Source organism: Fluviicoccus sp. (genome assembly GCF_030646115.1).
Classification (GTDB): Bacteria; Pseudomonadota; Gammaproteobacteria; order Pseudomonadales; family Moraxellaceae; genus Fluviicoccus.
Map to the genome: position 1 here is coordinate 401681 of NZ_JAUSMX010000009.1, position 25372 is coordinate 427052.

A 25372-nucleotide genomic window follows, 5' to 3' on the forward strand; every position below is an offset into this window, starting at 1 on the left:
TGAGGCAGGGGTCAGTTGTTGATGATGAAGCGGCGGCTGCCGGGCCGAGTCAGGGAATAACGGGTCAGCAGTTCAGGCTGTTCCTTCAGCAAGGTGGTGGTATCCAACCCGGTGCTGTCCTTGCTCCTTTTCCACGACACACTGCCGGTGGCAAAGATTGCCCGGCTGGCATCCCCCATGCGTTGCTGGATGCGCTGCTTCAAGGTTTCTTCAGTCTGGGTGTTGTCGGCCAGTTCCTGTCGCACTTTGACCAGATCGGCGAAGGCGACAGACAAGTGAATATCCTCGGACAGATCCAAAGTGTTTCCGGCATCCTGAGGATAGAGGTAGCGCAAGGCCTTGCCCGCTGAGTCGGAGCCATCTGCCGGGGGCGGAGTATCCGATTCGACGTAGCGCCAGAATTGCCGCTCCAGTTCCACCAGCTTGGCAATCAGCACATCATCGCGCTCGATCCGGTGAATGCGGATTTCCTGCCCGCAGACCAGCACACAAACATCCGCCGCCTGCTTGCCGGTGACAGCCAGTTGATGCTGCACCTGTAGTTGGATGTACTCCGGCACCCCGTCCCGCCACAGGCGCGCCCCGAACTCCCCGGCGGTCTTGCATTCCAGAATCTGTACCTCATCGACCCCGACGATGGTGTAGTCCAGATTGGCCAGCATCCAGGCCTTGTCCTGGTCCGGGTGTTGCAGCACGGCGTTGATGCGCCGGACCTTGCGCCCGGTATGCTTGGTATAGTGCTGGGCGACGATCGGCTCCAGTAGGCTGCCCCAATACATCGGGGAGGATTCATCGAAGGGATCGGGCTTCGGAATCTCAGCATCACGACCAGTTTTGATCATCCACAGTTCCAACTGCGATTGATAAGGATTGAGGCCGACAGCGGCGGCGGCATCGCTGCTGCCAATACCTTGCTTGCGGACGTTGAGCCAGGATTCCCGGCTCAGGGCTTTGGTATTGACCAGGCGTAAGGCCTGATGGTGCGGACGAACCGCGATAGCGGTGTTGCTCATGGCTTGTCTCCAGACATTAAAAAGCCCGTCCGGCGCTAGGCTCGGACGGGCGGTTTGGGAAAGAAGTGACAGGTAGGCGTCGGCGTTGCCCGACTCAGTGGGGGGAAGTGACAGGCATTGCCCGGTCCAACGAACCGCGCCAGATTTCACGCAAATCCGGATGCAGGAAGCGGGCGATCAGGCGGGCGACGGCCTCGGTGGCGGTATCCCGCTCGGGCAGCTGGCCATCGTGCTCCAACAGCCAATCCCCCAGCCACGCGCCGAAAGCCGATATGACCTCGTATTCAAAGACACCGGGGAAATCGACCTCGCGCCAGTGCCAGACCTCGGCAATCTGCGACCAGAGAGCGGGCAGGTAATCACAGACTGCCATCACCAGTTCCAGACATCCGCAGCCCCAGCTATCCAAGATCAAACTGACGCGCTCATGATCCCTGGCCGGAGCCAACAACCCTTCGTACAGAAAGCCGCCCCAGACAGCGGCGACGTTGACCGGCATCGATTGACCCGATACCGGAGTGGATGCGATGCAGACCATGATGAATCTCCCAAAACAAAATGCCCACGGCGCAAGTGCTGTGGGCTTGAGTGATAGAAATGAAGAGGGGGGATCAAGCCGATGTACGGCAGGGGAAATGGCGGCTCACCATCTCCATCATGACCAGGCGAATGAGCGCCGGACTTGGCGGCACACCGTCATTCCTGAGCAGGCTGTCCCCGATGAATTGCCCCAGACTAAACAGCACCATGAACTCGTCATCGCCCGGTGAGGCTTTGATGGCCTTGCGATGTTCCTCGTCGAACTGATTCCACAATCGGGGGAAGTGGCGGGTCATGGACTGCATCAACTCGATGCACCCACAACCCCAGAGGTCGAGGATAGTCCCGGCCCGAGAGGTATCGCGCTCCGGAATCATCATGCCCTGATGCAGGACTGCACCCCAGACCGCCGCCACGCGGGCAGGCGGCTGCAGCAAGCGTGGTCCAGCTTCGTTGGTTTGTGCCATTGCCGTAGCTCCAAAAAAGAAGCCCGGCACGGATGAACGTGTCGGGCTACAGGGGAGAGAAGGATGGGAGCGAATCAGGCAACCATTTCCAGCGCCTTATCCAAGGCCCGTTGCTTGATCGTCGCTCCTTGGCCGAACCAGGCGGAATCCAGACGGTAATCGGTGCTGCGTGCCCGGCGCTCATGGTCCACGAACTGAGTCACTGCATTCAGCAAACCAAAGGCCGTGCCTCGCGAAGACTCCAGACTGGCCCCCATGCCGTGACCCTCGAACAGTTCCATGGCCTTCGACATAGCCCGCTCGTTGGTTGCCGCACCGGGTTTGCCGTTTTCCTGTGCGAAGACGTTCCAAAAATAGTTCTGCGCCTCCACGTTCTTCACCTTGCGGTCGCTGAGCGTCTTCAGGCTGTACATGAACTGGTCCCAAGCGGATACGGAGATGCCCAGTTGCTTCTTGACAGCTTCCGGATCAAAGCGGGTGGAGTGGGGTACCTTGACTGCATTGGTTGCACCGTTCAGCGCTACTGTCAGGGTGTTGTTGCATACGACACGGATACTGGTCATCTGCGCCGTGGTCGCCAGTGTGCCGTCGCAGGCGGTAGCCAGCAGCACGTAGCCGTTGATCTGGTCATCGCCTTTGATGATGCCGTCCTTGCCGGTCCGCGCCAACGCCCAGAACTTGCGTCCGCCCTTGAGCACCCCGGCAGTTTCCAGCTCGAAACCTGATATCGCAGTCAGGTCACGATAGAACTCCAGAATCTCGCGAGGTTGCACCACCTGATAACGCTGGCTAACCACCGACAGAGGTTCGTGGTTATCGGACCGGAACAGCACCTTGTTATCCGGGAAGGACATGATTGCTCCCAGGTTGCCGCCGCATTCGGTGAAGTAGCGGACGGAGGCTTCCTTGATGTTCCAGTCCATCCCGGCCTGGCGTGCCCAGACCTCGATAGGCTGGTGGGGAGAGAGTTGATTGCCGAGGCCGTGCCATGGGGTTTCGCCGACATAAGCCATGGATTCGACTTGATGAGCCATGATGAATCTCCTGAAATGAAAAAAGGAAGGCCGAAGCCTTCCTTTGTGTGGTAATGATTAATAAGGGGTACGCTGTCTTCCGAGTCAGCGACAATCCATCGCCGCTCGCATATTGGCTTCCATGAACTCCTGAGACATGTGCCGAGGATCATTGAATCGTTCCAACTCCTCAGGGGTAAAGCGTTCCTTGATCTTGCCGAAGGTACATTCACATTGACTGCTGTTACCACCTTGGGAACATCCCTGCATGAAGGCCTGTTCATAGGGCGCATAAGGGTCTTTAGAACAAGCTGTCAGCGAAGTCAGTACCGCAATCACAACGAAAATGCGTTTCATCAAATTCTCCTACTTCAGAACCAGAACAGCACCAATCAACACTCCCAGCACCATGCCGATGACTTGCGGGCCAAACATCCAGAACAGTTTGTTCCAGATCAGGGAGCCCATCCCACCCGATGTAAGAATGCCATCTGGCATTGCAAACTTACGTACCGCATCACCGATGGCGGCTCCAATAGTTCCCAGAACTGTTGCGACGATGATCGAGAAGCACTTAGCCAGGAAGCTCGCGCTGGTAATCATGTGGGCGTTGTTGAAGATGTGTATGAAGACGGCGAAGCCGAACGAAGCGATTGGCCAGACATTGATGGGCCCGGTCGCTGACTCTTGGGTATCTGAGCCCTGGGGCTCCTTGTTTTCATTTTCCATGATGTAGCTCCTTGAGGTAGTGGAAATGTGGCAGACAAAGAAGTGCGATACCAATCAGCAATCGGTATCGCATTAGAGCCGTGTTATTGAATCTGTATGGGCTGTCTAAATGTACTCATTTTGAGTACATGGGTCAATTTGCCTTAAACAGGCGTCATGACCGACAGCATCCACTCCGAAGAAATGATTGCCTTGCGGGCGTGGTTACGCACCGCACGTGAAAACCATGGCTGGTCCATGCGTGATCTCGCCGCAAAATTAGGCAAGGCACATAACTACGTACAACGGGTAGAGGACGGTGATCGTCGACTGGATGTAGTTGAGTTCGTGAGGTACTGCGAAGCCTTGGTGATTGATCCGGCGGATGGATTGGCCTTGGTCTTGACAGCTCGACAAGGCTTAGAAGCTTGCCAGAGTAACGATAGTTGAATCAGGTTAACGACTTGACGGTTCGCTGAAGCAATACCCGCAACGAAGGCACTGGAAATTATCAAGGATGTGATCATCCACAAATTCGCCCAGCTTACTTCCAGTCGCACCGCCTGCGGCCCCTCCGACTAGACCACCAAACAGCGCTCCAGCTATACCACCAACCAACGCACCGACAGGTCCTGCGGACATTCCAATGCTTACTCCACGGGCAGCTCCGGCAAAAGTACCGAGTGTGCTACCTGCCTTTCGTCCGCGATTGTGAACGGTGACTTGCAGGCTCTGACAGTTGGGACAATTCAATGTCATGGGATTACTCCTGAATAGGGCATAGTGCCTTCCCTCTGCATCAGGGATATGCAGAGGGAAGGCTGATAACTAAAAGGTAATGAGACGGGGCAGGGATTTGAGTTGAGCGTCTCTGGTAGGTGATATGTATCTGAAAGAAATTGGGATCGGGTTGCTCAACGCCTGTGATTCAACCTTATGTCCATATAGACCCTGTCGCAGTCAAAACTGTCCACTATATTCGAAACGTTATAACATTTCGTTATGGGATTGTGTCTTTATTAGGAGTTAAAGCAGGCAAGTAAGGAAATAGGAATGAAAGTACTTTTGTGCTTAGAAATGAAGCAAGAGCGTTATGTGGCAGTGAAATTAGTCCAATGCAGTCCAGCAGTGTCCAGTGCGAATGCTTGTTTTTTGAGGGGTCGTGTGAGGGGTCGAAACGGATTTTAGAGTGACTTACGCATCCATTGATGTTCGTAAGTCATTGATAAATATGGCGCGCCCGGCGGGATTCGAACCCACGACCCCTGCCTTCGGAGGGCAGTACTCTATCCAGCTGAGCTACGGGCGCATGTGCAGGGGCGCAATCATACCCGTACAGCCTGCTGTAGTCTATGCCTTTTCCCAGTTAATGGACGTTCAGCTTTGTCCTCATCGCATTTGCGGTTATACTCCTTCGCCATGAAGAATCAACCTGCTCCGTCGAGGCGTTCCGTGAAGAAATTTGCTCTGCTTGCTTTATTGGGTCTGGGATTTGTGTCGCCGGTCATGGCGGCCCAAGATGAAGGTGATGTCATCGGCCGCATCAAGTTGGTCGGTGATGTATGTGTACAGGGCAAGCCTTGCTCCGTGAAAGTACCGGTTGCCGCTGCGGCTGCTCCTGTGCCGGGCGGTGCTCCCCGCTCTGGCGAACAAGTCTATACCGCCGTCTGCGCCGGTTGCCATGGCGCCGGAGTCATGGGCGCGCCCAAGATGGGCTCATCCGATTGGGCTCCACGGCTTGGACAAGGTAAGCCAACCCTTTACCAGCACGCCTTGAACGGTATCCGTTCGATGCCCGCCCGAGGCGGGTGCGCTGCCTGCTCGGATGACGAAATCAAGAGTGCCGTGGATTACATGGCCAAGTAAGCTTCTTGTAATAAAAGAACCCGCCTCGGCGGGTTCTTTTATTTAAGCTTCAGCAATTTATTTCTCGATGACAAACTGCAACACAATCTTGATCATATAGCCCAAAAAACCAACCCCGAGGGCGATAAACAAGGCAAAAGTACCCAATTTGCCGGCATTCGACTTCTTGGCCAGGTCCCAGATAATAAACAGCAGGAACAGGATAAATCCCGGAACCAACAGGTTCATCCCCAATTGGGTCAGCATCTCATCAGTCATGACGGTCTCCGGTTACTTGAGCAGGGCTCTCAGGTTGGCAAGGTGGGCGGCTCCGATACGCTGTTTTTCCTGAGGCGAACGGGTGCTGGTTTTGCCAATCCACTCTATTTCTTCGTGTGGCAACTCGTCCAGGAAGCGGCTGGGCATGGTGGAACGGAAATCACCGCCCGATTTCCGGCGTTCAGCGAGGGTCAGGGTCAGGGTTTGCTTGGCGCGGGTGATGCCGACATACATCAAGCGGCGCTCTTCCTCTACAGTGTCGGCATCAATACTGTTGCGGTGCGGCAACAGGTCCTCTTCCAGACCAATGATATAGACATGAGGGTATTCCAGCCCCTTGGAGGCATGCAGCGTCAACAACTGCACGCGGTCACTGTCATCTTCCTCGGCCTGCTGGTCCAGCAGGTCAATCAAGACCAGCTTGCGAATAATGGCTTCAATATTCTTGTCGTCTTCAGTTTCGGCCTTGTTGATCATGCCCTGAATGGAGTTCAGCAGGAAGTTGATGTTTTCCAGCCGCGCCTCGGCCCCTTGCGGTGTGGGGGCTTGCTCGCGGATGTAGTCTTCAAAATCAATGTCATTGAGCAGCCTGCGGATCAGCGGTACTGGCTCGGTGGACTCCAGAATCTCACGGGTATGGTGTTCCAGCCATTGTGCAAACTCCTGCAATGTCACCAATGCCTTCTTCTGGCCCAAGGCTTCTGCCAGCCCGAACTCTTGGCACGCGGTCAGCAGCGAAACTCCGCGCTGCTGGGCGTAGCTGGCCAGCTTTTCCAGCGTGGCGGGGCCAATGGCGCGCTTCGGGGTGTTGATGATGCGCAGGAAGGCGCTGTCGTCAGACGGGTTGATGATCAACCGCATGTACGACATCACGTCCTTGATTTCCGCCCGTGAATAGAAGGACGTGCCGCCGGAAATCTTGTAGGGGATCTGCAGTTCACGGAGCTGGGTTTCAATCGCCTTGGCCTGGAAGTTGCCGCGATAAAGAATGGCGTAGTCCTTCCATGTGCGGCTGTTAATCAACTTGTGGTGAATCAGGTCGTTGGCAACGCGTTCGGCTTCGTCACGGTCGGTGGGGCAGGTGATGATGCGGATGCGGTCACCCAACCCGTGCTGACTCCAGAGTTTTTTCTCGAAGACGTGCGGGTTATTGCCGATCACCGAGTTGGCGGCGGTCAGGATGCGCGCCATGGAACGGTAATTCTGTTCTAGCTTTACCACCTTCAGATTCGGGTAGTCATGTGTCAGCTGGATCATGTTTTCGGGCTTGGCGCCACGCCAGGCGTAGATACTCTGGTCGTCGTCGCCCACGGCGGTAAAGCGGGCGCGGGTGCCGACCAGCAGTTTCACCAACAGATACTGGGCGGTGTTGGTGTCCTGATATTCGTCCACCAGCAGGTAATGCACGCGCTCCTGCCATTTTTCGCGGATGACCTGGTTTTCCTGCAACAAGCGCGTGGGAATGGAGATCAAGTCGTCAAAATCGACGGCGTTATAGGCGCGCAGATGTCGTTGGTAGCCTTCATAGATTTGGGCGGCAATCAGTTCTTCATTGGTGGTCGCCACGCTGACCGCCTGAACAGGCTGGATCAGGTCGTTTTTCCAGTCAGAAATCTTCTTGCTGATGAATTTCAGCGCTTCCTTGCGTTCGGCGGCCGGGCTGTTTTCCTTGTGCAGTAAATCGGCCAGCAGGCGTTGAGCGTCGTCAGCATCCAGGATCGAAAAATTGTTCTTGAGTCCGGCAGCTTCCAATTCGTGCCGGATCATGGTCAGGCCGAGCGTGTGGAAGGTGGAGACGCTGATGCCTTGCGCCGCCTTGCCGTGCAGCAGCTTGCCGACCCGTTCTTTCATTTCCCGCGCCGCCTTATTGGTGAAGGTCACCGCAAAGATCCGGTGCGGTTTGATCCCGCATTCCTCAATCAGATAGGCAATCTTGCGCGTAATCACGGACGTCTTGCCCGAGCCGGCGCCCGCCAACACCAGCAGCGGGCCGTCAATGTATTTCATTGCTTCGAGTTGGCGTGGATTGAGATTGCTCATGGGGTACCGGCAGGAAATAGGGGGTGTTTCAGGAAGGAGGCGATTGTACGGCGAAGGGGGAGGGGAAACAATTGGCCAATGGGACGCGGGTGACGGGTTGTTAGGAAGGGAAGTGGGGCGAATCCGTTCGCCCCGGAAATCTCAGCGCTTGCCCAAACGTTCGAGAAGCTTGGTGCCGACGCTCATTACTGAGTCGTAGTGATTGGGAAGTACGCGCTGCATCAGGTCCAGGACCTTGGCGTCCGGGCCAATCAACAACCGCTTGGTGTTCTTCTCGACGGCGCGGACGATCTGGCGGGCGGCTTCTTCGGCCGTAGTTCCGGCCATCTTGTCGAAGTCGGCCGCCATCTTGCCCAGGCTGACCTGTTTGCCGTTCATGTCTTCTTCAATGCGGCCGTTACGCACGATGTTGGTCTTGATGCCGCCCGGATGCACGCACGTGACGTGGATGTACGGGTGGCTGACCTTCAGTTCCTGACGCAGGGCTTCGGTAAAGCCTTTAACGGCAAATTTGCTGGAGTTGTAGGCTGACTGGCTGGGCACGCCAATGATGCCGAAGATGCTGGAAATATTGACGATATGGCCGTCTTTCTGCGCCTTGAGATGCGGCAGGAAGGCCTCGGTGCCGTTGACGACGCCGTAGAAGTTGATGTTCATCACCCACTCGAAATCGCTGCGCTTCATGTGGTCAACGGTTTGCGCCAGCGCAACGCCGGCATTGTTGATAATGACATGGGCCTTGCCCAGAACACGTTCAACATTATCGGCAAAGGTTTGCACGGCTTTGCGGTCGGAGACATCGACGGTGGCGCTATAAACCTTGACGCCATGCGCACCGGCGATTTCAACGGTCTTTTGCAGATTGTCGGCGCTGACATCGCACAGGGCGAGTTGCGAACCTTGAGCGGCCAGTTGCAGGGCCAGGGCGCGGCCAATGCCGGAACCGGCACCGGTGATGACGACGACTTTGCCTTCGAGTGAACGCATGGGAATATCCTCGGATATTTATGGTTATGAGGGGTTTGGACTATCGTCCAACTTATCGCTAATGGCGCGGGATGGCAAGGGTCATTAAAGGACGAAGGAGTGGTCGTTTCAGGCCATGCCCTGTAGGTCGGGTTTCAACCCGACAACAGCCTTCGATATTTGATAGGAGAGTATTGTCGGGCTGAAGACCGACCTACTTCAAGGCGCTGACCGTAGCCATACCCAATACAGTCATCATCAGCGACCCGCCGACATGAAGCCCGATCGCCAAAGCCATTGCGCCGAAGCGTTCAGCCTGCAGCAAACTGACCACTTCCGCCGAAAAAGTTGAAAACGTCGTCAATCCACCCAGAAAACCGGTGATAACCAAGAGACGCCAAACCGGCGACAAATCAGTCAGCAACGCGAACACCGCCACCGCCACCCCAATCAAATAACCGCCAATCAGGTTGGCCGCCAGCGTTCCCAGAGGAACAGATGGCGTCAGTGCATTCAGCCACAGACCCAGCTGCCAACGGCATATGGCCCCCAGTGCTGCACCGCTGCCAATGGCAATCAGTTGATAAAACATGGAAAACCCTGTTTGTTCATCGCCTGCCGGTAGTCTGGATTGGCCTGAGCATGTAAAATGCAGGCCGCATTTCCGGAGGCGTTATGGGACTCAAGACCGCACTTTATCACGAACATTTGGCCCTGAACGCCCGCATGGTGGATTTTGGCGGCTGGGACATGCCTGTTCAATACACCTCGGTGCTGACCGAACATCACGCCGTGCGCCGCGAGGCCGGCATGTTCGATGTTTCGCACATGACCTTTGTCGATGTCACCGGCCCCGATGCCAAAGCCTACCTGCAAAAGCTGCTGGCCAATGATGTCGCCCGTCTGAACTTGCCCGGCAAGGCGCTCTATTCCGCCATGCTAAACCCGCAAGGCGGGGTGATTGATGACCTGATTGTCTACGCCCCGACCGAGGCCAGCCCGGACCTGTGGCGCGTCATCGTCAACTGCGGCACCCATGACAAGGACCTGGCCTGGATGCAGGCTCAGGCCGCCAGCTTCCGCGTGTCCATTGCCGAGCGCACCGATCTGGCCATGATTGCGGTGCAAGGTCCCAAGGCCATAGCAATCGTTGGTCAGGTGCTGGGTGCTGAAGCCGACGCGTTGATTGCCGGGCTCAAGGTTTTCCAGGGCAAGGAATTCCGCAACGACTGGTTCATCGCCCGCACCGGCTATACAGGGGAAGCAGGTGTGGAGATGCTGGTGCCCGAGGCGGAAATCGCCGGGTTCTGGCAGCAACTGCTGGCCGCCGGGGTGGTCGCTTGCGGGCTGGGTGCTCGTGATACCTTGCGTCTGGAAGCCGGGATGAACCTTTACGGTCATGAGATGGACGACAACGTGTCGCCTCTGGTGGCCAACATGGCGTGGACCATTGCCTGGGGTCACGATTTCATCGGCAAGGAACCCATTCTGGCCGAGAAGAACGCCGGTGTCTGCCAACAACTCGTTGGCCTGATTTTGCAAGACAAGGGTGTGTTGCGCGCCGAACAGAAAGTCATTGTGGAAGGAGTCGGGGAGGGCGTCACCACCTCCGGAACCTTCTCGCCAACCCTGGATAAGTCGATCGCGCTGGCCCGTGTGCCTGCCGGTGATTTTACGCAGGTGCAGGTGGAAATTCGCGGCAGGAAGCTGGCTGCTATCGTCGTCAAACCGCCCTTTGTCCGTAACGGCAAGGCGCTGGTTTAAGTTTTCATTATCGGGGCGCACCGGCCAGTGCGTCCGAATTCAAGCGAGAAAATCATGAGCAATACTCCCAGTGAATTGAAGTACGCCAGCAGCCACGAGTGGGCCCGTCTGGACGGCGATGTCGTGACCGTCGGTATTACCGACCATGCCCAGGAAGCCTTGGGTGATCTGGTGTACGTGGAATTGCCGGAAGTCGGCGATACCGTTTCTGCGGGTGATGAAGCCGGTGTGGTCGAGTCCGTCAAGGCCGCTTCCGACATCTATGCGCCGGTGTCGGGCGAAGTTATCGCTGTGAATGACGCACTGGGCGATACCCCGGAAATCATCAATACCGATCCCTATAACGAAGGCTGGATCTACAAGATCCGTATCTCCGACGTTTCCGAACTGGATAACATGATGTCCGGTGACGAGTACGATGCCCAGGTAGCCGCTGAGCATTAATTCGCTTTAACCCCCTCTCCCCATGTGGGAGAGGGCCGGGGAGAGGGGTGCGGAAAGCCGCTTGAACATGCCGCATGTTTGAGCCCCCGCTGTATCCCTCTCCCTAACCCTTCCCCACACGGGGGGAGGGGATTTCAGATTCCCCCAGCTTATACGAGCCTGTCCATGCCCTTCATTCCCCATACCGATGCCGATGTGAGCGCCATGCTCCAGTCCATCGGCGCCAGTCGACTGGATGACCTCTTTGACGAGATTCCGGCCCACCTGCGCTGCCAGCCCCTGAACGCCATTCCTGATGGCCTGAGCGAAATGGATGCGCTGCGACGGATGACGGATCGCAGCAACCAGGACGCCGGGGCGCTGTGCTTCCTGGGCGCTGGCGCGTATGAGCACCATATTCCCGCCGCCGTCTGGGAAGTGGTGGGGCGCGGTGAGTTCATGACCGCCTACACGCCGTATCAGGCGGAAGCCTCGCAGGGCACCTTGCAGGTGATCTACGAATTCCAGAGCATGATGGCGCACCTGACCGGCATGGACGTCAGCAACGCTTCGGTCTATGACGGTGCATCCGGTCTGGCCGAGGCGGCGCTGATGGCGGTCCGCGCCCACCGCAAGTCGAAGAGTCGTCGCATCCTGATGCCGCGCACCGTGTCGCCGCTGTATCGTGAAGCGGTGAAGGCCATTGTCGAGATGCAGGGCATTGAGTTGGTCGAGCTGGACTATGACAGCAAGGAAGGCAAGATCGACCCCGCCAGCCTGCAAGCCTATGAAGGCCAGGACTTCACCGCACTGGTTATTCCCTTCCCCAACTTCTTTGGTGTGCTGGAAGATGTGGACGCGCTGACGCGCTGGGCGGAAGCCAACAAGGTGCTGACCATTGCCGTGGTCAACCCGATGGCGTTGTCCATCCTGACCCCGCCGGGTGAATGGGGCGAGAACGGTGCGGATATCGTGGTCGGTGAAGGCCAACCCTTCGGTATTCCGCTGTCGTCAGGCGGTCCGTATGTTGGTTTCCTCTGCTGCAAGCAGGAGCATGTGCGCCAGATGCCGGGACGCATCATCGGCCGTACCGTTGATCTGGAAGGCAAGCCCGGTTTCGTGCTGACGCTGCAGGCTCGCGAGCAGCACATCCGTCGCGCCAAGGCGACCTCGAACATCTGCACCAACCAGGGTCTGGCGATGACCGCCGCCACCATCTATCTCAGCCTGATGGGCTCCGAAGGTATCGAGCGCGTGGCGCTGGCCAGCCACAACAACCTGCAGGCGCTGGCGCAGCACGCGACCGGCGTGGCCGGTGTCGGCCGTCCCTTCACCGGGGCGACCTTCCATGAAAGCGTGCTGACCCTGCCCAAGCCCGCCGCCGGTGTACTGGCGGCGATGGCCGATCTGGGCGTGCTGGGCGGTCTGGACCTGTCGCCGTACTACCCGGAGCTGGGCAACGCCCTGCTGGTGTGCGCCACCGAAACCAAGAACGCCGCTGACCTGCAGAAGTACGTGCAGGTTCTCGAAACAGCCCTGGCCCGTGCGGAGTAAGACCATGACCCTGATTTTTGAACGTTCCGAACCCGGTCGCCGCGCCACCGCCCAGGCCCCCATGATCCGTCAGGAAGCTGTGGCTCTGCCCGCCAACCTGCGCCGCAAACAGCCTGCGCTGCTGCCGCAAGCCTCCGAAATGCAGGTGGTGCGTCACTACACCAACCTGTCGCGCAAGAACTTCAGCATCGACACCCAGTTCTATCCGCTGGGTTCCTGCACCATGAAATACAACCCGCGCGGCGCGCATAAGGCGGCGATGATGCCCGGCTTCCTCGGCCGCCATCCGCTGGCACCGGCGTCGCACTCGCAAGGCTTTCTGGCGTGCATGTACGACCTGCAGGAAGTGCTGAAGGAAGTGACCGGCATGAAGGGCGTGTCGCTGACGCCCGCCGCCGGTGCTCAGGGCGAGTTCGCCGGGGTGGCGATGATTCGTGCTTACCACCTGTCGCGAAACGATCTGGCCCGCACCGAAATGCTGATCCCCTCTACCGCCCACGGCACCAATCCCGCTACGGCGGTGATGTGCGGCTACACCGTTCGTGAAATCCCGGTGATGGCCAACGGCGACGTCGATCTGGAGGCGCTGAAAGCCGCCGTCGGTCCACAAACCGCGGGTCTGATGATGACCAACCCCTCAACCTGCGGCGTTTTTGACCAGCAGATCGACCAGATCGCCCTGATTGTCCACGACGCGGGCGGTCTGTTGTACTACGACGGGGCCAACCTGAACGCCATTCTCGGCAAGGTTCGTCCCGGCGACATGGGCTTCGATGTGTTGCACATGAACCTGCACAAGACCTTCGCCACCCCGCACGGCGGCGGCGGTCCGGGTGCGGGTCCGGTCGGTGTCGGCGAGCGCCTGCTGCCGTTCCTGCCGACCCCGATTGTCGGCAAGGAAGAGGACGGCCGGTTCCGTTGGCTGGATCACAACGACCTCCCGCAAAGCATCGGCCACCTGCATGCCTTCATGGGCAATGCCGGGGTGCTGCTGCGCGCCTATTTCTACGCGCTGGTGCTGGGTCGTGAAGGCCTTCACCGTGTCGGTGAATATTCGACACTGAATGCCAATTACATGATGAAACGCCTCGAAGCTGCCGGTTTTCAGTTGGCTTACCCGGAGCGTCGCGGTTCGCACGAGTTCATCATCACCTTTGCCAAGGAGGCCAAGACCCTGGGCGTGTCGGCAATGGACATCGCCAAGCGCCTGCTGGACTATGGCTACCATGCCCCGACCACATACTTCCCGCTGCTGGTGCCGGAGTGCTTCTTGATCGAGCCGACCGAAACTGAGGCGCCGGACGAGCTGGACGGTTTCATCGCCGCGCTGGTAAAGATTCTGGAAGAAGCCCGCACCGAGCCGGAACTGGTCAAGGGCGCGCCGCACACCATGCCGGTGCGTCGTTTGGATGATGTCCGCGCCGCACGCGAGCTGGATCTGGTGTATCGTCCGGTCAACGGCTAAGCGTCAACGGTTTTACCCAAGGCAAGGGCGCAGCGGAAGTTGCGCCCTTTGCTTTTACAAGGAGTCACCATGAATACCCTGCGACTGAAAAAACACGAAGAACGCCGCCTGCGCGAAGGCCACCTATGGATCTATTCCAACGAAGTCGATACCGCCGTCACGCCACTGAAAACGCTGACACCCGGCGAACAGGTGCTGATCGAGGATTTCTCCGGAAAGGTGCTGGGCATCGCCACCGCGCAACCCAATTCGTTGATCTGCGCGCGTCTGGTCAGCCGTGACGTCAAGCATCCGCTGAACAAATCACTGCTGGTGCACCGCATCCAGCAGGCGCTCAGCCTGCGCGAGCGTTTCTATGACGAACCGTATTACCGGTTGGTCTATGGCGACAGCGACTTCCTGCCCGGTCTGGTGGTGGATCGTTTCGGTGATTATCTGGTGGTGCAAATCAACTCCGCCGGGATGGATCTGGTCAAGGATGAAGTGGTTGAGGCCCTGGAAAAAGTGTTGTCGCCCAAAGGCATCCTGTTCCGCAATGATGGCAAGGCGCGCGTGGCGGAAGGGCTGGAAAGCTATGTCGCTGTGGCCTCGGGCGATGTGCCGCAGGAAGTGGAGTTGCTGGAAAACGGCGTGAAATTCCTGGCGCCGGTGCATGCAGGGCAGAAAACCGGCTGGTTCTTCGACCATCGCGAAAATCGCGCCCGCTTGAAGGGGCTGGTCGAAGGCAAGCGAGTGTTGGACGTATTCTCCTACGCCGGCAGCTGGGGCGTGCAGGCGGCGGTGTTCGGGGCCAGTGAAGTGGTCTGTGTCGATGCTTCCGAGTTCGCGCTGGATTATGTCGAGAAGAATGCAGCGCTCAACGGTGTAGCCGAGAAAGTCGGCACCTTTCAGGGTGATGCCTTTCAGGTGTTGGCTGAGTTGAAGGAGCAGGGCGAGCATTTCGATGTGATCATCCTCGATCCGCCCGCTTTCATCCAGAAGCGCAAGGATCACGGCGTCGGTCTGCAGGCCTATCGCCGCCTCAATGAACTGGCGATGCGCCTGCTGACCCGTGATGGCTTGCTGGTGTCCGGTTCGTGTTCCATGCATTTGGGGCAGCATGAACTGGTGGACGTGATGCGTGCGGCCAGCCGTCATATCGACCGTTTGGCGCAGGTTGTGTACCAAGGCGGGCAGGGGCCGGATCATCCGGTGAATCCGGCGATTACGGAAACGGCCTATCTGAAATGTGTGATGGCGCGTGTCATGCACGACTGATATCAGACTTTTCCTGTACGCATAAAAAAGGCACAACCGGAGTTGTGCCTTTTTTTAGGGTTGCTGTTATTGAAGATTGCAGGTCAACTGACTTGCCGTGAATGTCGCCGGAGAAACGGTAGTGCCGCTGATCATGATCAGTTTGTTGTTGGCATTGAAGGAGGCTGTCATGAACTCAACGCTGCTCGGGGCGAGCGAGTAAAGGGTAACCGACTTGACGCTAAGCTGCTGACCGCCCACATTCACCGTCGTATCAGACACAATGGATTGGTTGGTGGGTGCCACGGTCATGCTGAAAGCCCCGCCGGTAACCGCCAACGAACCGGTACTTCCATCAATTGATGCCTGGCAGTTGGGAGTGGTGAACGTTTGACCGACCATCAGCGTTCCGCTTCCCGGATAGGTTCCGGCCAGCTTTTTCAGTTCGTCGACCGTGAGGGCAGTTCCGGCAGTGATATTGATGCCGCCTGTGACAGGCGTAGCGATATCATAACTCAGCGTTCCGGAAATCACGGAGAAGGGGCTGGAACCGGCACTCACGACATCAAAACTGACATTGGAGAAGCTGACGGTTTTGGCGGTCGGGTCAACGGTGACGCCGCTGCAAGCCTGACCCGAGCATGTCAGGAAGCCTGCGTCGGCATCACTGGTAAAGGTGAGGGAGAGTGGTACATTGGTCGTGGCATTCATCGCCACGCTCAGGGCACCTGTTCCGTCCGACCAGGTAACGGTCTTGATGTTGTTGACAGTAACCACGGCAGCGGTTGTGGCGGTATGGGACTCATTACCGGTTGTAATGATGGTGCCGTATTCCTTGCCTCCGACACTCACCCCGCCACTGAACGTAATGCCGTTGACCAGACCGCCCAGATTGGGCAGATGGCTCCGGAGTTGGGCGGCAGCCTGATTGAGTGCGGCATCAAATTGGGCACTGTCAAAATTGAAGGCTGCACCGCCGGAGCCGTTCAGGTTGCCGTCGGCCAGATCGCTGGCGAGGTTGTTCAGGAAGTCGAGGGCGGGTGCATTGCCGCCGATACGGTTGTGTACGGCATTGGCCCACATGGCGAGCAGGGCGGCATACTGGCCGCGCAGGTCGTTGGCTAGCCCGGCGTAATCGCCTGCAGCACCGACAAGGGCCGGGGCCTGGGTAATGTCAAACGTGGCCTCGGTCGGAATGAGTCCCACACGGCGTAATTCATTGCGAATGGTATTGTTGGCATTATCAATCTGTGCTGCCGTGAGTCCGCCGCCGGCTGGCAGGTTGCGGAATGCGGCTTCCGTCAGCGCAGTGATACCCAGATTGGCACCCGGGACGACATTGCCCAAGGCGGCCCGGAAATGGAAGTTGGTCAGGTCTGCACCCGTAATCTGGTGGTTGGTGCCGGTGCCTTCGTCAAAATAGGTGATATCAGTAGCGCCGGGGAGCGGCTGGATTTCAGCGACGACGGGAATGCCCAGCGGAACGTCGGGGAAGGAAGCAGAACCGCCAGCCAGGTTGCGCGGAGTCCCGATCTGGTTGCCGGTAGCAGCATTACGCAGCACAACCCGTCCATTGCTGATGCGTCCCAAAGAGGGAGTCACGGTCAGTGTGGTGGTGGTCGGACCGGCTGCCGGAACAGAACCATCATCACCATTCGAGTTACAGCCAGCCAGCAAAGCGGCAGTCAGCACGGCGGCGCCGCCAATCACATACGTCTTCTTCATTTCCATAGCTCCATGACTGTGTTTTGGATTTCTTGTAAGCCGAATATAGGCCCAAAATGGCCTTTGACCCAAGCCCCCTAACGTAAAAAAAGTTGATAGGCGGGATTGCCGCTTTCCTCTGACCACGGATAACCCACCGCATCCAGTGATGCCAATAATTCAGCCTTGGTTTTCTTGCCAACCTGCATGCCGACCAGCACCCGCCCGTAGGCGGCGCCGTGGTTGCGGTAATGGAATAGGGAAATATTGTGACCGCCCAGTCGTGACAAAAAATTCAGCAAGGCTCCCGGCCGTTCAGGGAACTCGAAACGAAACAGGAATTCATCATCCAGCCCGGCATGCCCGCCCACCAGATGCCGGATATGCAGCTTGGCCATTTCATCATCAGACAAATCCAGCACCGGGTATCCTTTCTTTTCCAGCGTTTCATGCAAATCGGTGCGTTCGGTGTCTCCGGCGCGAAGCTGGATACCGACAAAGACATGGGCGTCCGCCTTGTCCGAGTAGCGGTAATTGAACTCGGTGATGTTGCGTTTACCCAGTGTCTGGCAAAACGCCTTGAACGCGCCCGGCCGTTCCGGAATGGTCACGGCAAAAATGGCTTCTCGCTTTTCACCCAACTCGGTACGCTCGGAAATATGCCGCAACCTGTCGAAATTCATGTTGGCGCCGGAGTCGATGGCGACCAGGATTTGCCCTTCAACCCCGTATTTCTGGACGTATTTCTTCAATCCTGCCAACGACAGCGCCCCCGCAGGTTCGGCAATGCAGCGGCTATGCTCGAAGATATCCTTGATGGCGGAACAGATTTCGTCAGTAGAGCAAGTAATGACTTCATCCACGCAGTGTTGCGCCACCTTGAAGGTTTCAACGCCAATCTGGGCTACAGCGACACCGTCTGCAAACAGCCCGACCTGCGGCAGCACCACCCGTGCATTGGCTTTCATGGCGGCGTCCAGACAGGCAGCATCGTCCGGTTCCACGGCAATGATGCGGATATCCGGGCGCAGGTATTTGACATAGGCGGCAATCCCCGCCATCAGTCCGCCACCGCCGACGGGAATAAAGATGGCATCAATGGGGCCGGCATGCTGGCGCAGAATCTCCATGCCGACGGTGCCCTGACCGGCAATGACATCCAGGTCATCATAGGGGTGGATGTAGGTGTAACCTTTTTCGGCGGCAAGCTGGTTGGCATGGACGGAGGCTTCGTCAAAGGCATCGCCATGCAGGACGACGTGACCGCCCAGGGCCTTGACGGCGTTGATTTTGATGTCCGGCGTGGTCTGGGGCATGACGATGGTGCCGCGAATGCCCAGCTTGCTGGCGGAAAGGGCCAGCCCTTGGGCATGGTTCCCGGCCGAAGCGCAGATCACCCCTTTTTGCTGTTCTTCACGGCTGAGTTGCGCCACCTTGTTATAGGCGCCGCGAATCTTGAACGAAAAGACCGGCTGCAGATCTTCCCGCTTCAGCCAAATTCGATTCTTGAAGCGGCGGGACAATTGCGACATTTCTTCCAGCGGTGTTTCGACAGCCACATCATAAACGCGGGCAAGCAAGGTGCGGCGGACATAATCCTCCAGTCGCAACGGTTCGGTCATCGTCATCTCAGCGTGGGCAAAAACGCCATGTTAGGCAGTTATCCGCAGGCACTCAAGGTATAATTCCGCCACTTTTATTGGGGATTCCGGGGATTACGCCAAATGACGCAAGATCAACTCAAACGAGCTGTGGCCGAAGCCGCGCTGGCCTATGTCGAAAAGGATGAAGTGCTGGGTGTAGGCACGGGTTCCACCGCCAATTACTTCATTGATGCGCTGGCTTCCATCAAGAAACACATTCCCGGCGCCGTCGCCAGTTCAAAGGCGACTGCCGAGCGTTTGCAGAAGTTGGGGATTGAAGTCATGGAGTTGAATAACGTCGACTACATCAGCGTCTATGTTGACGGTGCGGATGAAATCAATAATCACCTGCACATGATCAAAGGCGGTGGCGGGGCGTTGACCCGCGAGAAAATCGTTGCAGCCGTAGCCCGGAAGTTCATTTGTATCGCCGATGGCAGCAAGCATGTGGATGTGCTGGGGAAGTTCCCGCTGCCGGTGGAGGTGATCCCGATGGCACGCTCCTATGTGGCGCGTGAACTGGTGAAGTTGGGTGGAAGTCCGGTGTACCGCCAGGGGTTCGTGACCGACAATGGCAATGTCATTCTGGATACTTACGGGCTCAGCATCGTCAATCCTCCGGAGCTGGAAGGCATCCTTAACCAGATTACCGGCGTTGTCACGAATGGCCTGTTCGCCCGCCGCCCGGCCGACGTGTTACTGCTGGGTACAGCCGGTGGTGTCAAGACACTGACGGCGGTTTAATCAGGCTTGGCGTTTAGAACGTAACCACGACACCAGTTGTCCGGAGTTCATCGCTCCGGATACCCGGTCGATTTCCTTGCCCTGACGGAACAGAGCCAGAGTCGGAATGCTGCGGATATTGTAGCGTTGCGCCAGATCGGGACAGTCTTCCGTGCTCACCTTTGCAAACAATACCTGACCTTGCAGTTCCCGCGCCGCCGTCGCGAAATGCGGGGCCATCATCTTGCACGGGCCGCACCAGCTTGCCCAAAAGTCCACCACGACGGGCAGGTCATTGCGGCTGACAAAATTATCAAAAGAGCTGCTGTCGAGATCAACCGGGGCGCCGGTCAGCAGCGGCTGCCGGCATTTGCCGCATACTGGCGTTTCCTGTAGTCGTTCAGCGGGGACGCGGTTTACGGCTTGGCAATGGGGACATACCAGATGCAGGCTGGACATAGTGGCCTCGGACTCAATGGATATTCATGCAAACTTAATGGGTATGCCGGTGGCAGAATACAAGGGGGAGTATACGTGATCAAAGAGCGCCCAAGGCTTCATGCAATCGTCCTACCGCAACGACCTCAATACCTTCGATAGGCTGGCGTGGCGCGTTGCCCTTGGGAACAATGGCGCGCTTGAAACCGTGTTTGGCCGCTTCCCGCAACCGTTCCTGACCATTGGGCACCGGACGGATTTCGCCGGATAAACCGACTTCCCCGAATACCGCCAGATCGGTGGGCAGCGCCTGGCCGCGCAGGCTGGAATATACCGCCAGCAACACCGCGAGGTCGGAGCCGGTTTCCAGCACCTTGACCCCTCCCACCACATTGACGAAAACATCCTGTCCCACGGTGGGTATGCCGCCGTGACGATGCAGGATGGCCAGCAGCATCGCCAGCCGGTTCTGGTCCAGGCCTACCGCCACCCGCCGCGGATTGCCAAAGGCATCATCGACCAGTGCTTGTACCTCGACCAGCAATGGCCGTGTGCCTTCGCGGCTGATCATGACAATGGAGCCGGGAATGGGCTCCTCATAACGGGACAGGAAAATGGCGGAAGGATTGGCGACCTCACGCAGGCCGCGGTCCGTCATCGCAAACACGCCCAGTTCATTGACGGCCCCAAAGCGGTTTTTGACAGCGCGGATCATGCGGAACCGGGAGTCGGCTTCACCTTCAAAGTACAGCACGCAGTCCACCATGTGTTCCAGTACGCGCGGCCCTGCCAGCGCGCCTTCCTTGGTAACGTGCCCCACCAGAAACAGCGCGGTTCCGGTCTGCTTGGCATAACGGGTCAGGATGGCGGCAGATTCGCGGATTTGTGACACCCCGCCGGGTGCAGACTGAATGGCTTCGGTATATAGCGTCTGTATGGAGTCAATGACAGCGACAGCAGGTTTTTCCGAGCGCAGGGTGGCGGCTATGTTTTCGACACAAGTTTCCGCCATGATCCGCAGTCGGTCACAGGGAAGCTCCAAACGCTTGGCGCGCATCGCGACCTGACCCAGCGACTCCTCACCGGTGATATACAGCGCTTTGTGGTCCTGAGCCAGCCAGGTCAGGGTTTGCAAGAGAATGGTGGATTTGCCGATGCCGGGATCACCGCCGATCAGCACCACTGATCCTTCTACCAGACCACCGCCCAGCACTCGGTCCAGTTCGCTCAATCCGGTAGAAGTGCGGGTTTCGGTATTCACGCTGACTTCATCGAGTACCGTAACCTGGGCAACTTGACCGGCATAACCGTTACTGGCTTTCAGGCGGGGAGGGGAGTTGTCGGCGCGAACTTCATGCAGGGTGTTCCAGGCGCCGCAATCGCCGCACTGGCCTGCCCATTTGTGGAATTGTGAGCCGCAGGCGTTGCAAGAATAAACGGATTTGGTTTTGCTCATGAGCTTAAAAAAGGCGAGAATTAAATGTTGGAATAGCTTAGGCGTAATTGTGCGGGCAGGCAAAGCCGGCGGCGACACAAATTGACGTGAAGGGGGAATTTTGAGTAAAGGCTTTCGCAATATACTGACAGGCTGGTGGCTGTGCGCTGCAGCGGCCCTGGCTTTGGCCGGGTGTGACAAAGGCCCTCCGCCTGCCGGCAGTCAGGCAGACAACATGGCTGTAGCGGCGCCTGCCGTCAACAGTAGCCAACGGCCCCCTGAGTCGGCGGAAGATCGTAACCGGCGTTTGGTAAAGCAATTGCATGATTCTGATTACCTGCAACGCAAGGACGCCGCCGACAGGTTGGGCGAATTGGCCGCGATGGGTCAATTGGACGACGGTCCTTTGCAGCAACTGATCAACGCCTTTGATATGGATGATAACCCGGAGGTCGTTTCAAGCGTGGTTTATGCCTTGGGCAAATCCTGCCATCCTGCGCCCATGGAAATTCTGGTTCGCAGTCTGAAAGGGGATTTGCCACGGGTCCGGGTTGAAACGCTTGCTGTGCTGGGAGAGATCGGAAACTTTCCGGTTGCCGAAGCGCTGGATGCCTTTGTACTGCGACTCCGGGATGATGTGTCTCCGGAAGCGCAAGCCCTGGTGTTTCAGGCCGAGGAGGCCCGATCAAGAATCATGCGCCGTGCGGGACGCCGATCCGATTGCCCGTTGCCCGAACCCGTCCCGGAGGAAGTGGCCGAAGTTCCGGAGGGGAACACTGCCCAATAATAAAACCCCGTCGAAGCGGGGTTTTGATCCGTCAGAACGGATGACAGGCGGTTACGCCTTTAATTTGCAGAAGATAGTCGAATCTGTTGAAACACATCGGTTTTTGAACTTCATGACTCCTCTTTTATCCTGACCTCGACTCTTAATATAGTCCGCTTCTGAAGAAATGCTATGCCGTTTGTCGGAGATTTCAGCGCCAGATGCGCTCGACACGACCGGTAATCCGGCAAAAAAGCTCGTAGCTGATGGTTCCGGCGTGAGCGGCGACTTCATCAGCCGGCAATCCTTCCCCCCATAGCACCGCATGATCTCCGGGTTGTACCGGCTCGTCACTGACATCAACGGTAATCATGTCCATGCTGACGCGTCCGACCAACGGGTAACGCCGGCCGTTGATCAGCACCGGCGTTCCGGAGGGCGCATGCCGCGGGTATCCGTCGCCATAACCGATGGCGACGACCGCCAGCCTGGTCGGCTGCCGGGATGTCCAGGTGGCTCCATAACCCACCGCTTCCCCGGCGGAGATATCTCGAACGGCAATGACGCGGGAGTGCAGTGTCATGACCGGCTCCAGGTCGAGGTCAGCCGCTGTCCGATCGGCAAATGGTGAGGATCCATAAAGCATGATGCCGGGGCGAACCCATTGATGATGGACTTCAGGACGGCCGAGAATAGCGGCTGAGTTGGCGAGGCTGCGCGGCATGGCGGGCAAGCGGGCGGCCAGGGCATTCATGACAGTGGTCTGGTGTTCGGTCTGTAGGGACGTTGTGACATCGGCCGCTGCAAAATGGCTGCACAACACAATGCGGACAACCGAAGGCAATGCCTCCAGCCGCTGGTAAGCCAAGACGGCTTCGGACGGAGAGAAACCCAGCCGGTGCATGCCGCTATCCACTTTCAGCCACACCGTCAGTGGTGGTCCGGAAGGGTGTTTTTCCAGCAAGTCCAACTGTTGGGATTGGTGCACTACCAGATACATGTCCAGCGCCCGCGCCGTTGCCAGTTCATAGGCATTGAACACGCCCTCCATCAAGGCAATGGGGGTCTTGATGCCGGCATCGCGCAGCGCCAACGCTTCTTCCATGAAGGCGACACCCAGGGCATCAACATGAGGAGACAGCCAGGACGCAACCAGGGAGGCGCCGTGGCCGTATGCGTCCGCCTTGACCATGGCCAGCACCCGGGATTGCGGGGCGCAGGCGCGCACGCGGGCCATGTTGTGCAGCAGGGCGGAGCGGCTCAGGGTCAGGGTGGCGTCACGCATCGTTTACTCGTCATCCGCGCGGTAATATTCCGGAGCCAGATCCTTGAACCGGCTCAAATGACCGACAAACGCCAGTCTGGCGGTGCCGATGGGGCCGTTACGCTGCTTGGCGATAATGATTTCCGCCGTGCCCTTGTCCTTGGAGTCGGTGTTATAGACTTCATCGCGATAAATGAACATGATCAAGTCGGCATCCTGTTCGATGGCGCCGGATTCGCGGAGATCGGACATGACCGGTCGCTTATTGGGGCGTTGTTCCAGGTTACGGCTCAACTGAGACAGTGCAACCACCGGGCATTTCAGTTCTTTTGCTAGCGCTTTCATCGAACGTGATATTTCACCCACTTCGTTGACGCGGTTGTTTTCCATGCCGGGCACCCGCATCAGCTGCAGGTAGTCGACCATCACCAGGCCCATCTTGCCGTCGTGGTCACGGGCAATGCGGCGCGCCCGGGCACGGACTTCATTGGGGGGCAGTGCGGCGCTGTCATCAATATACAGTTTCTTGTCACTGAGCTGGGTTACGGCGGATGCCAGCCGGGGCCAGTCATCCTCTTCCAGTTTGCCGGAGCGGACCCGGCTCTGATCGACACCGCCAATCGAAGACAGCATCCGCAGCAGCAACTGTTCGGCGGGCATTTCCATGGAAAACACGACAGCAGGCAAATCCGAGTTGAAAATTACACTTTCCACCAGATTCATGGCGAAGGTGGTCTTTCCCATACTGGGACGCGCCGCGACAATGATCAGGTCACTGCGCTGCATGCCGAAAGTGCGGTTGTCGAGATCGCTAAAGCCAGTGGTGAGGCCGGTGATGGGCTCGGTGGAGTGATACAGTTCGTCGATTTTTTCCAGAGTTTTCGCCAGCAAGGGCTTGATCAGCTGCGGTCCGTTTTTGGAGTCACGGCTCTTCTGTTGCTCGGCAATGGCAAAAATCTTGGTTTCCGCCTGGTCGAGAATGCTTGTGGCCGATTGTCCCTTGGGCTGGTAGGCAATATTGGCGATATCGCCGCTGGCGGAGATCAACTGGCGCAGTACCGAGAATTCACGCACCCGCTCGGCATAAGCCTCAATATTGGCGGTGGTGGCCGGGGAGTCCTTGAGGATTTGCCCCAGATAGGACTCGCCACCGGCCTTGTCCAGCAGATGCATGTCTTCCAGCCACTTGGCCACCAGGATGGCGTCACAAGGCTGGTCACTATTGATCAGCGTGGCAATGGCGCGAAAGATCATGGTGTGCCGCGGGGAGTAAAAGTCCTTTTCGCTGACAATTTCAGTGACATTGTCCCAGGCGCCGGGATCGGCCATCAGGCCGGACAGGATGGCCTGTTCCAGCGTCAGGCTGTGCGGCGGCACCTTCAGGCTGGTGACAACATCGGATTCAGCGGACAGCGATGGAATCATGGAGTACCGGCAGTCTGAGTAAAAGGAATACAAGCCCCGTGACAGGGGCGACCTGTTTCTGGATGGAATAGGGAAGGGGGATTTATGGCTATTATTCCTGCTCGGCGCGGTTCGCACAAGCGGCCAAGTGTGACGAAAGCCATGATACGCCGAAAACAAAAAAGGCGTCGAACCTAAGAGGTTCGACGCCTTTTCGGCAGTGCGTTGTCCGAGCTTACTCGGCAACCACCGTGACGCTGACTTCGGCGTTCACGTCGCTGTGCAGATGCAGGGCAACAGTGTAAGCACCGGTGTTGCGCAGGGCACCGTTAGGCAGGCGCACTTCGCTCTTGTCAACGGCAACGCCAGCGGCCGTAATGGCGTCGGCGATGTCACGGGTGCCAACTGAACCGAACAGCTTGCCTTCGTCGCCGGACTTGGCGGCGATGACGACAGCGATTTCGGCCAGCTGGGCGGCGCGGGCCTGGGCGGCGGAAAGCACTTCGGCTTCCTGACGTTCCAGTTCGGCGCGGCGGGCGTCAAAGGCGGCGATGTTGGCTTCGGTAGCCGGCACAGCCTTGCCCTTGGGGATCAGGAAGTTGCGGCCATAGCCGGACTTGACACTGACGCGGGAACCCAGGGAACCCAGGTTCTTGACCTTCTCAAGAAGAATAATGTCCAT

At 57.8% G+C, this 25372-nt stretch carries 26 protein-coding genes and 1 tRNA gene; 9 read left to right on the plus strand and 18 right to left on the minus strand.

Annotation, left to right across the window (positions count from 1 at the left end; genetic code table 11):
* Positions 1–11: 11 nt before the first annotated feature.
* From Q7T36_RS07595 to Q7T36_RS07620, 6 genes are all read right to left on the minus strand, one after another.
* Positions 12–1013 carry a YqaJ viral recombinase family protein gene (locus Q7T36_RS07595; RefSeq protein ID WP_304846023.1) on the minus strand — a complete coding sequence of 334 codons (1002 nt, stop codon included), beginning with the start codon at positions 1011–1013 and terminating at the stop codon, positions 12–14.
* A gap of 94 nt (positions 1014–1107) precedes the next feature.
* Positions 1108–1551 carry a hypothetical protein gene (locus Q7T36_RS07600; protein ID WP_304846026.1) on the minus strand — a complete coding sequence of 148 codons (444 nt, stop codon included), beginning with the start codon at positions 1549–1551 and terminating at the stop codon, positions 1108–1110.
* A 73-nt stretch (positions 1552–1624) separates the two neighbouring features.
* Positions 1625–2020 (minus strand): hypothetical protein, encoded by a 396-nt coding sequence (locus Q7T36_RS07605; RefSeq protein WP_304846028.1) that lies wholly within the window; start codon positions 2018–2020, stop codon positions 1625–1627.
* Positions 2021–2094: 74 nt separating this feature from the next.
* Positions 2095–3054 carry a DUF932 domain-containing protein gene (locus Q7T36_RS07610; RefSeq protein WP_304846031.1) on the minus strand — a complete coding sequence of 320 codons (960 nt, stop codon included), beginning with the start codon at positions 3052–3054 and terminating at the stop codon, positions 2095–2097.
* 84 nt (positions 3055–3138) lie between these two features.
* Positions 3139–3390, minus strand: coding sequence for a hypothetical protein (locus tag Q7T36_RS07615; protein WP_304846034.1), 252 nt, complete (start codon positions 3388–3390; stop codon positions 3139–3141).
* A 9-nt stretch (positions 3391–3399) separates the two neighbouring features.
* The gene (locus Q7T36_RS07620; protein ID WP_304846037.1) at positions 3400–3762 is read right to left on the minus strand and encodes a hypothetical protein; all 363 of its coding nucleotides are present in this window, start codon (positions 3760–3762) and stop codon (positions 3400–3402) included.
* A gap of 156 nt (positions 3763–3918) precedes the next feature.
* On the opposite strand from Q7T36_RS07620, the gene Q7T36_RS07625 reads away from it, so the two are divergent.
* On the plus strand, positions 3919–4191 hold the full coding sequence (locus tag Q7T36_RS07625) for a helix-turn-helix transcriptional regulator (protein ID WP_304846040.1): 273 nt from the start codon (positions 3919–3921) through the stop codon (positions 4189–4191).
* A gap of 782 nt (positions 4192–4973) precedes the next feature.
* Here the strand turns inward: Q7T36_RS07625 and Q7T36_RS07630 are convergent.
* A tRNA-Arg gene (locus Q7T36_RS07630) sits at positions 4974–5050 on the minus strand.
* A gap of 143 nt (positions 5051–5193) precedes the next feature.
* On the opposite strand from Q7T36_RS07630, the gene Q7T36_RS07635 reads away from it, so the two are divergent.
* On the plus strand, positions 5194–5607 hold the full coding sequence (locus Q7T36_RS07635) for a cytochrome c5 family protein (protein WP_304846043.1): 414 nt from the start codon (positions 5194–5196) through the stop codon (positions 5605–5607).
* Between the two features lie 57 nt (positions 5608–5664).
* Here Q7T36_RS07635 and Q7T36_RS07640 read toward each other — a convergent pair whose 3' ends face one another.
* The 4 genes from Q7T36_RS07640 to crcB all read right to left on the minus strand — a co-directional run bounded on the left by Q7T36_RS07640 (position 5665) and on the right by crcB (position 9463).
* The gene (locus Q7T36_RS07640; RefSeq protein ID WP_304846046.1) at positions 5665–5865 is read right to left on the minus strand and encodes a DUF2788 domain-containing protein; all 201 of its coding nucleotides are present in this window, start codon (positions 5863–5865) and stop codon (positions 5665–5667) included.
* A gap of 12 nt (positions 5866–5877) precedes the next feature.
* Entirely contained in the window at positions 5878–7905 is a 2028-nt protein-coding gene (rep, locus tag Q7T36_RS07645) for a DNA helicase Rep (RefSeq protein ID WP_304846049.1), read from the minus strand.
* A 141-nt stretch (positions 7906–8046) separates the two neighbouring features.
* Positions 8047–8892: an SDR family oxidoreductase gene (locus Q7T36_RS07650; protein ID WP_304846053.1), complete on the minus strand. Its 846-nt coding sequence runs from the start codon at positions 8890–8892 to the stop codon at positions 8047–8049.
* Positions 8893–9085: 193 nt separating this feature from the next.
* Entirely contained in the window at positions 9086–9463 is a 378-nt protein-coding gene (gene crcB, locus Q7T36_RS07655; protein WP_304846056.1) for a fluoride efflux transporter CrcB, read from the minus strand.
* 83 nt (positions 9464–9546) lie between these two features.
* Here crcB and gcvT point away from each other — a divergent pair, with 83 nt between their 5' ends.
* From gcvT to Q7T36_RS07680, 5 genes are all read left to right on the plus strand, one after another.
* Positions 9547–10635, plus strand: a complete 1089-nt coding sequence (gene gcvT / locus Q7T36_RS07660; RefSeq protein WP_304846059.1) for a glycine cleavage system aminomethyltransferase GcvT — start codon at positions 9547–9549, stop codon at positions 10633–10635.
* A gap of 54 nt (positions 10636–10689) precedes the next feature.
* Positions 10690–11079, plus strand: coding sequence for a glycine cleavage system protein GcvH (gene gcvH, locus Q7T36_RS07665; protein ID WP_304846061.1), 390 nt, complete (start codon positions 10690–10692; stop codon positions 11077–11079).
* Positions 11080–11244: 165 nt separating this feature from the next.
* Complete coding sequence (gcvPA, locus tag Q7T36_RS07670) at positions 11245–12612, plus strand: aminomethyl-transferring glycine dehydrogenase subunit GcvPA (RefSeq protein WP_304846064.1); 1368 nt, start codon at positions 11245–11247, stop codon at positions 12610–12612.
* Positions 12613–12616: 4 nt separating this feature from the next.
* A complete protein-coding gene (gcvPB, locus tag Q7T36_RS07675) occupies positions 12617–14077 on the plus strand; it encodes an aminomethyl-transferring glycine dehydrogenase subunit GcvPB (protein ID WP_304846067.1) in 1461 nt (486 codons plus the stop codon).
* A 69-nt stretch (positions 14078–14146) separates the two neighbouring features.
* Positions 14147–15334: a class I SAM-dependent rRNA methyltransferase gene (locus Q7T36_RS07680; protein ID WP_304846070.1), complete on the plus strand. Its 1188-nt coding sequence runs from the start codon at positions 14147–14149 to the stop codon at positions 15332–15334.
* A 66-nt stretch (positions 15335–15400) separates the two neighbouring features.
* Here Q7T36_RS07680 and Q7T36_RS07685 read toward each other — a convergent pair whose 3' ends face one another.
* Both Q7T36_RS07685 and ilvA read right to left on the minus strand, forming a co-directional pair.
* Positions 15401–17038: a hypothetical protein gene (locus tag Q7T36_RS07685; protein WP_304846073.1), complete on the minus strand. Its 1638-nt coding sequence runs from the start codon at positions 17036–17038 to the stop codon at positions 15401–15403.
* A gap of 77 nt (positions 17039–17115) precedes the next feature.
* Entirely contained in the window at positions 17116–18639 is a 1524-nt protein-coding gene (gene ilvA / locus Q7T36_RS07690; protein ID WP_304846076.1) for a threonine ammonia-lyase, biosynthetic, read from the minus strand.
* A 102-nt stretch (positions 18640–18741) separates the two neighbouring features.
* On the opposite strand from ilvA, the gene rpiA reads away from it, so the two are divergent.
* Positions 18742–19404: a ribose-5-phosphate isomerase RpiA gene (gene rpiA, locus Q7T36_RS07695; protein WP_304846079.1), complete on the plus strand. Its 663-nt coding sequence runs from the start codon at positions 18742–18744 to the stop codon at positions 19402–19404.
* Here the strand turns inward: rpiA and trxC are convergent, their stop codons facing one another.
* Positions 19405–19833, minus strand: coding sequence for a thioredoxin TrxC (trxC, locus tag Q7T36_RS07700; protein WP_304846594.1), 429 nt, complete (start codon positions 19831–19833; stop codon positions 19405–19407). It abuts the gene before it with no gap.
* 88 nt (positions 19834–19921) lie between these two features.
* Positions 19922–21277 (minus strand): DNA repair protein RadA, encoded by a 1356-nt coding sequence (radA, locus tag Q7T36_RS07705; RefSeq protein ID WP_304846082.1) that lies wholly within the window; start codon positions 21275–21277, stop codon positions 19922–19924.
* A 214-nt stretch (positions 21278–21491) separates the two neighbouring features.
* Between radA and Q7T36_RS07710 the strand changes: the two genes are divergently transcribed.
* Complete coding sequence (locus Q7T36_RS07710) at positions 21492–22043, plus strand: HEAT repeat domain-containing protein (RefSeq protein ID WP_304846085.1); 552 nt, start codon at positions 21492–21494, stop codon at positions 22041–22043.
* A gap of 190 nt (positions 22044–22233) precedes the next feature.
* Here the strand turns inward: Q7T36_RS07710 and alr are convergent, their stop codons facing one another.
* The 3 genes from alr to rplI all read right to left on the minus strand — a co-directional run bounded on the left by alr (position 22234) and on the right by rplI (position 25372).
* Positions 22234–23307 carry an alanine racemase gene (gene alr, locus Q7T36_RS07715; RefSeq protein ID WP_304846088.1) on the minus strand — a complete coding sequence of 358 codons (1074 nt, stop codon included), beginning with the start codon at positions 23305–23307 and terminating at the stop codon, positions 22234–22236.
* Positions 23308–23310: 3 nt separating this feature from the next.
* Positions 23311–24711, minus strand: coding sequence for a replicative DNA helicase (gene dnaB, locus Q7T36_RS07720; RefSeq protein ID WP_304846091.1), 1401 nt, complete (start codon positions 24709–24711; stop codon positions 23311–23313).
* Positions 24712–24925: 214 nt separating this feature from the next.
* Positions 24926–25372 (minus strand): 50S ribosomal protein L9, encoded by a 447-nt coding sequence (gene rplI / locus Q7T36_RS07725; RefSeq protein WP_304846094.1) that lies wholly within the window; start codon positions 25370–25372, stop codon positions 24926–24928.

Coding starts and splice junctions, on each gene's coding strand:
- Q7T36_RS07640 (WP_304846046.1), bottom strand. CDS start 5,865: ATGACTGATGAGATGCTGACCCAATTGGGGATGAACCTGTTGGTTCCG.
- Q7T36_RS07605 (WP_304846028.1), bottom strand. CDS start 2,020: ATGGCACAAACCAACGAAGCTGGACCACGCTTGCTGCAGCCGCCTGCC.
- rpiA (WP_304846079.1), top strand. CDS start 18,742: ATGACGCAAGATCAACTCAAACGAGCTGTGGCCGAAGCCGCGCTGGCC.
- Q7T36_RS07650 (WP_304846053.1), bottom strand. CDS start 8,892: ATGCGTTCACTCGAAGGCAAAGTCGTCGTCATCACCGGTGCCGGTTCC.
- gcvPB (WP_304846067.1), top strand. CDS start 12,617: ATGACCCTGATTTTTGAACGTTCCGAACCCGGTCGCCGCGCCACCGCC.
- Q7T36_RS07680 (WP_304846070.1), top strand. CDS start 14,147: ATGAATACCCTGCGACTGAAAAAACACGAAGAACGCCGCCTGCGCGAA.
- Q7T36_RS07615 (WP_304846034.1), bottom strand. CDS start 3,390: ATGAAACGCATTTTCGTTGTGATTGCGGTACTGACTTCGCTGACAGCT.
- crcB (WP_304846056.1), bottom strand. CDS start 9,463: ATGTTTTATCAACTGATTGCCATTGGCAGCGGTGCAGCACTGGGGGCC.
- gcvH (WP_304846061.1), top strand. CDS start 10,690: ATGAGCAATACTCCCAGTGAATTGAAGTACGCCAGCAGCCACGAGTGG.
- radA (WP_304846082.1), bottom strand. CDS start 21,277: ATGAGCAAAACCAAATCCGTTTATTCTTGCAACGCCTGCGGCTCACAA.
- Q7T36_RS07610 (WP_304846031.1), bottom strand. CDS start 3,054: ATGGCTCATCAAGTCGAATCCATGGCTTATGTCGGCGAAACCCCATGG.
- alr (WP_304846088.1), bottom strand. CDS start 23,307: ATGCGTGACGCCACCCTGACCCTGAGCCGCTCCGCCCTGCTGCACAAC.
- ilvA (WP_304846076.1), bottom strand. CDS start 18,639: ATGACCGAACCGTTGCGACTGGAGGATTATGTCCGCCGCACCTTGCTT.
- dnaB (WP_304846091.1), bottom strand. CDS start 24,711: ATGATTCCATCGCTGTCCGCTGAATCCGATGTTGTCACCAGCCTGAAG.
- Q7T36_RS07685 (WP_304846073.1), bottom strand. CDS start 17,038: ATGAAGAAGACGTATGTGATTGGCGGCGCCGCCGTGCTGACTGCCGCT.
- gcvT (WP_304846059.1), top strand. CDS start 9,547: ATGGGACTCAAGACCGCACTTTATCACGAACATTTGGCCCTGAACGCC.
- Q7T36_RS07620 (WP_304846037.1), bottom strand. CDS start 3,762: ATGGAAAATGAAAACAAGGAGCCCCAGGGCTCAGATACCCAAGAGTCA.
- Q7T36_RS07625 (WP_304846040.1), top strand. CDS start 3,919: ATGACCGACAGCATCCACTCCGAAGAAATGATTGCCTTGCGGGCGTGG.
- gcvPA (WP_304846064.1), top strand. CDS start 11,245: ATGCCCTTCATTCCCCATACCGATGCCGATGTGAGCGCCATGCTCCAG.
- Q7T36_RS07710 (WP_304846085.1), top strand. CDS start 21,492: ATGGCTGTAGCGGCGCCTGCCGTCAACAGTAGCCAACGGCCCCCTGAG.
- Q7T36_RS07595 (WP_304846023.1), bottom strand. CDS start 1,013: ATGAGCAACACCGCTATCGCGGTTCGTCCGCACCATCAGGCCTTACGC.
- rplI (WP_304846094.1), bottom strand. CDS start 25,372: ATGGACATTATTCTTCTTGAGAAGGTCAAGAACCTGGGTTCCCTGGGT.
- rep (WP_304846049.1), bottom strand. CDS start 7,905: ATGAGCAATCTCAATCCACGCCAACTCGAAGCAATGAAATACATTGAC.
- Q7T36_RS07600 (WP_304846026.1), bottom strand. CDS start 1,551: ATGGTCTGCATCGCATCCACTCCGGTATCGGGTCAATCGATGCCGGTC.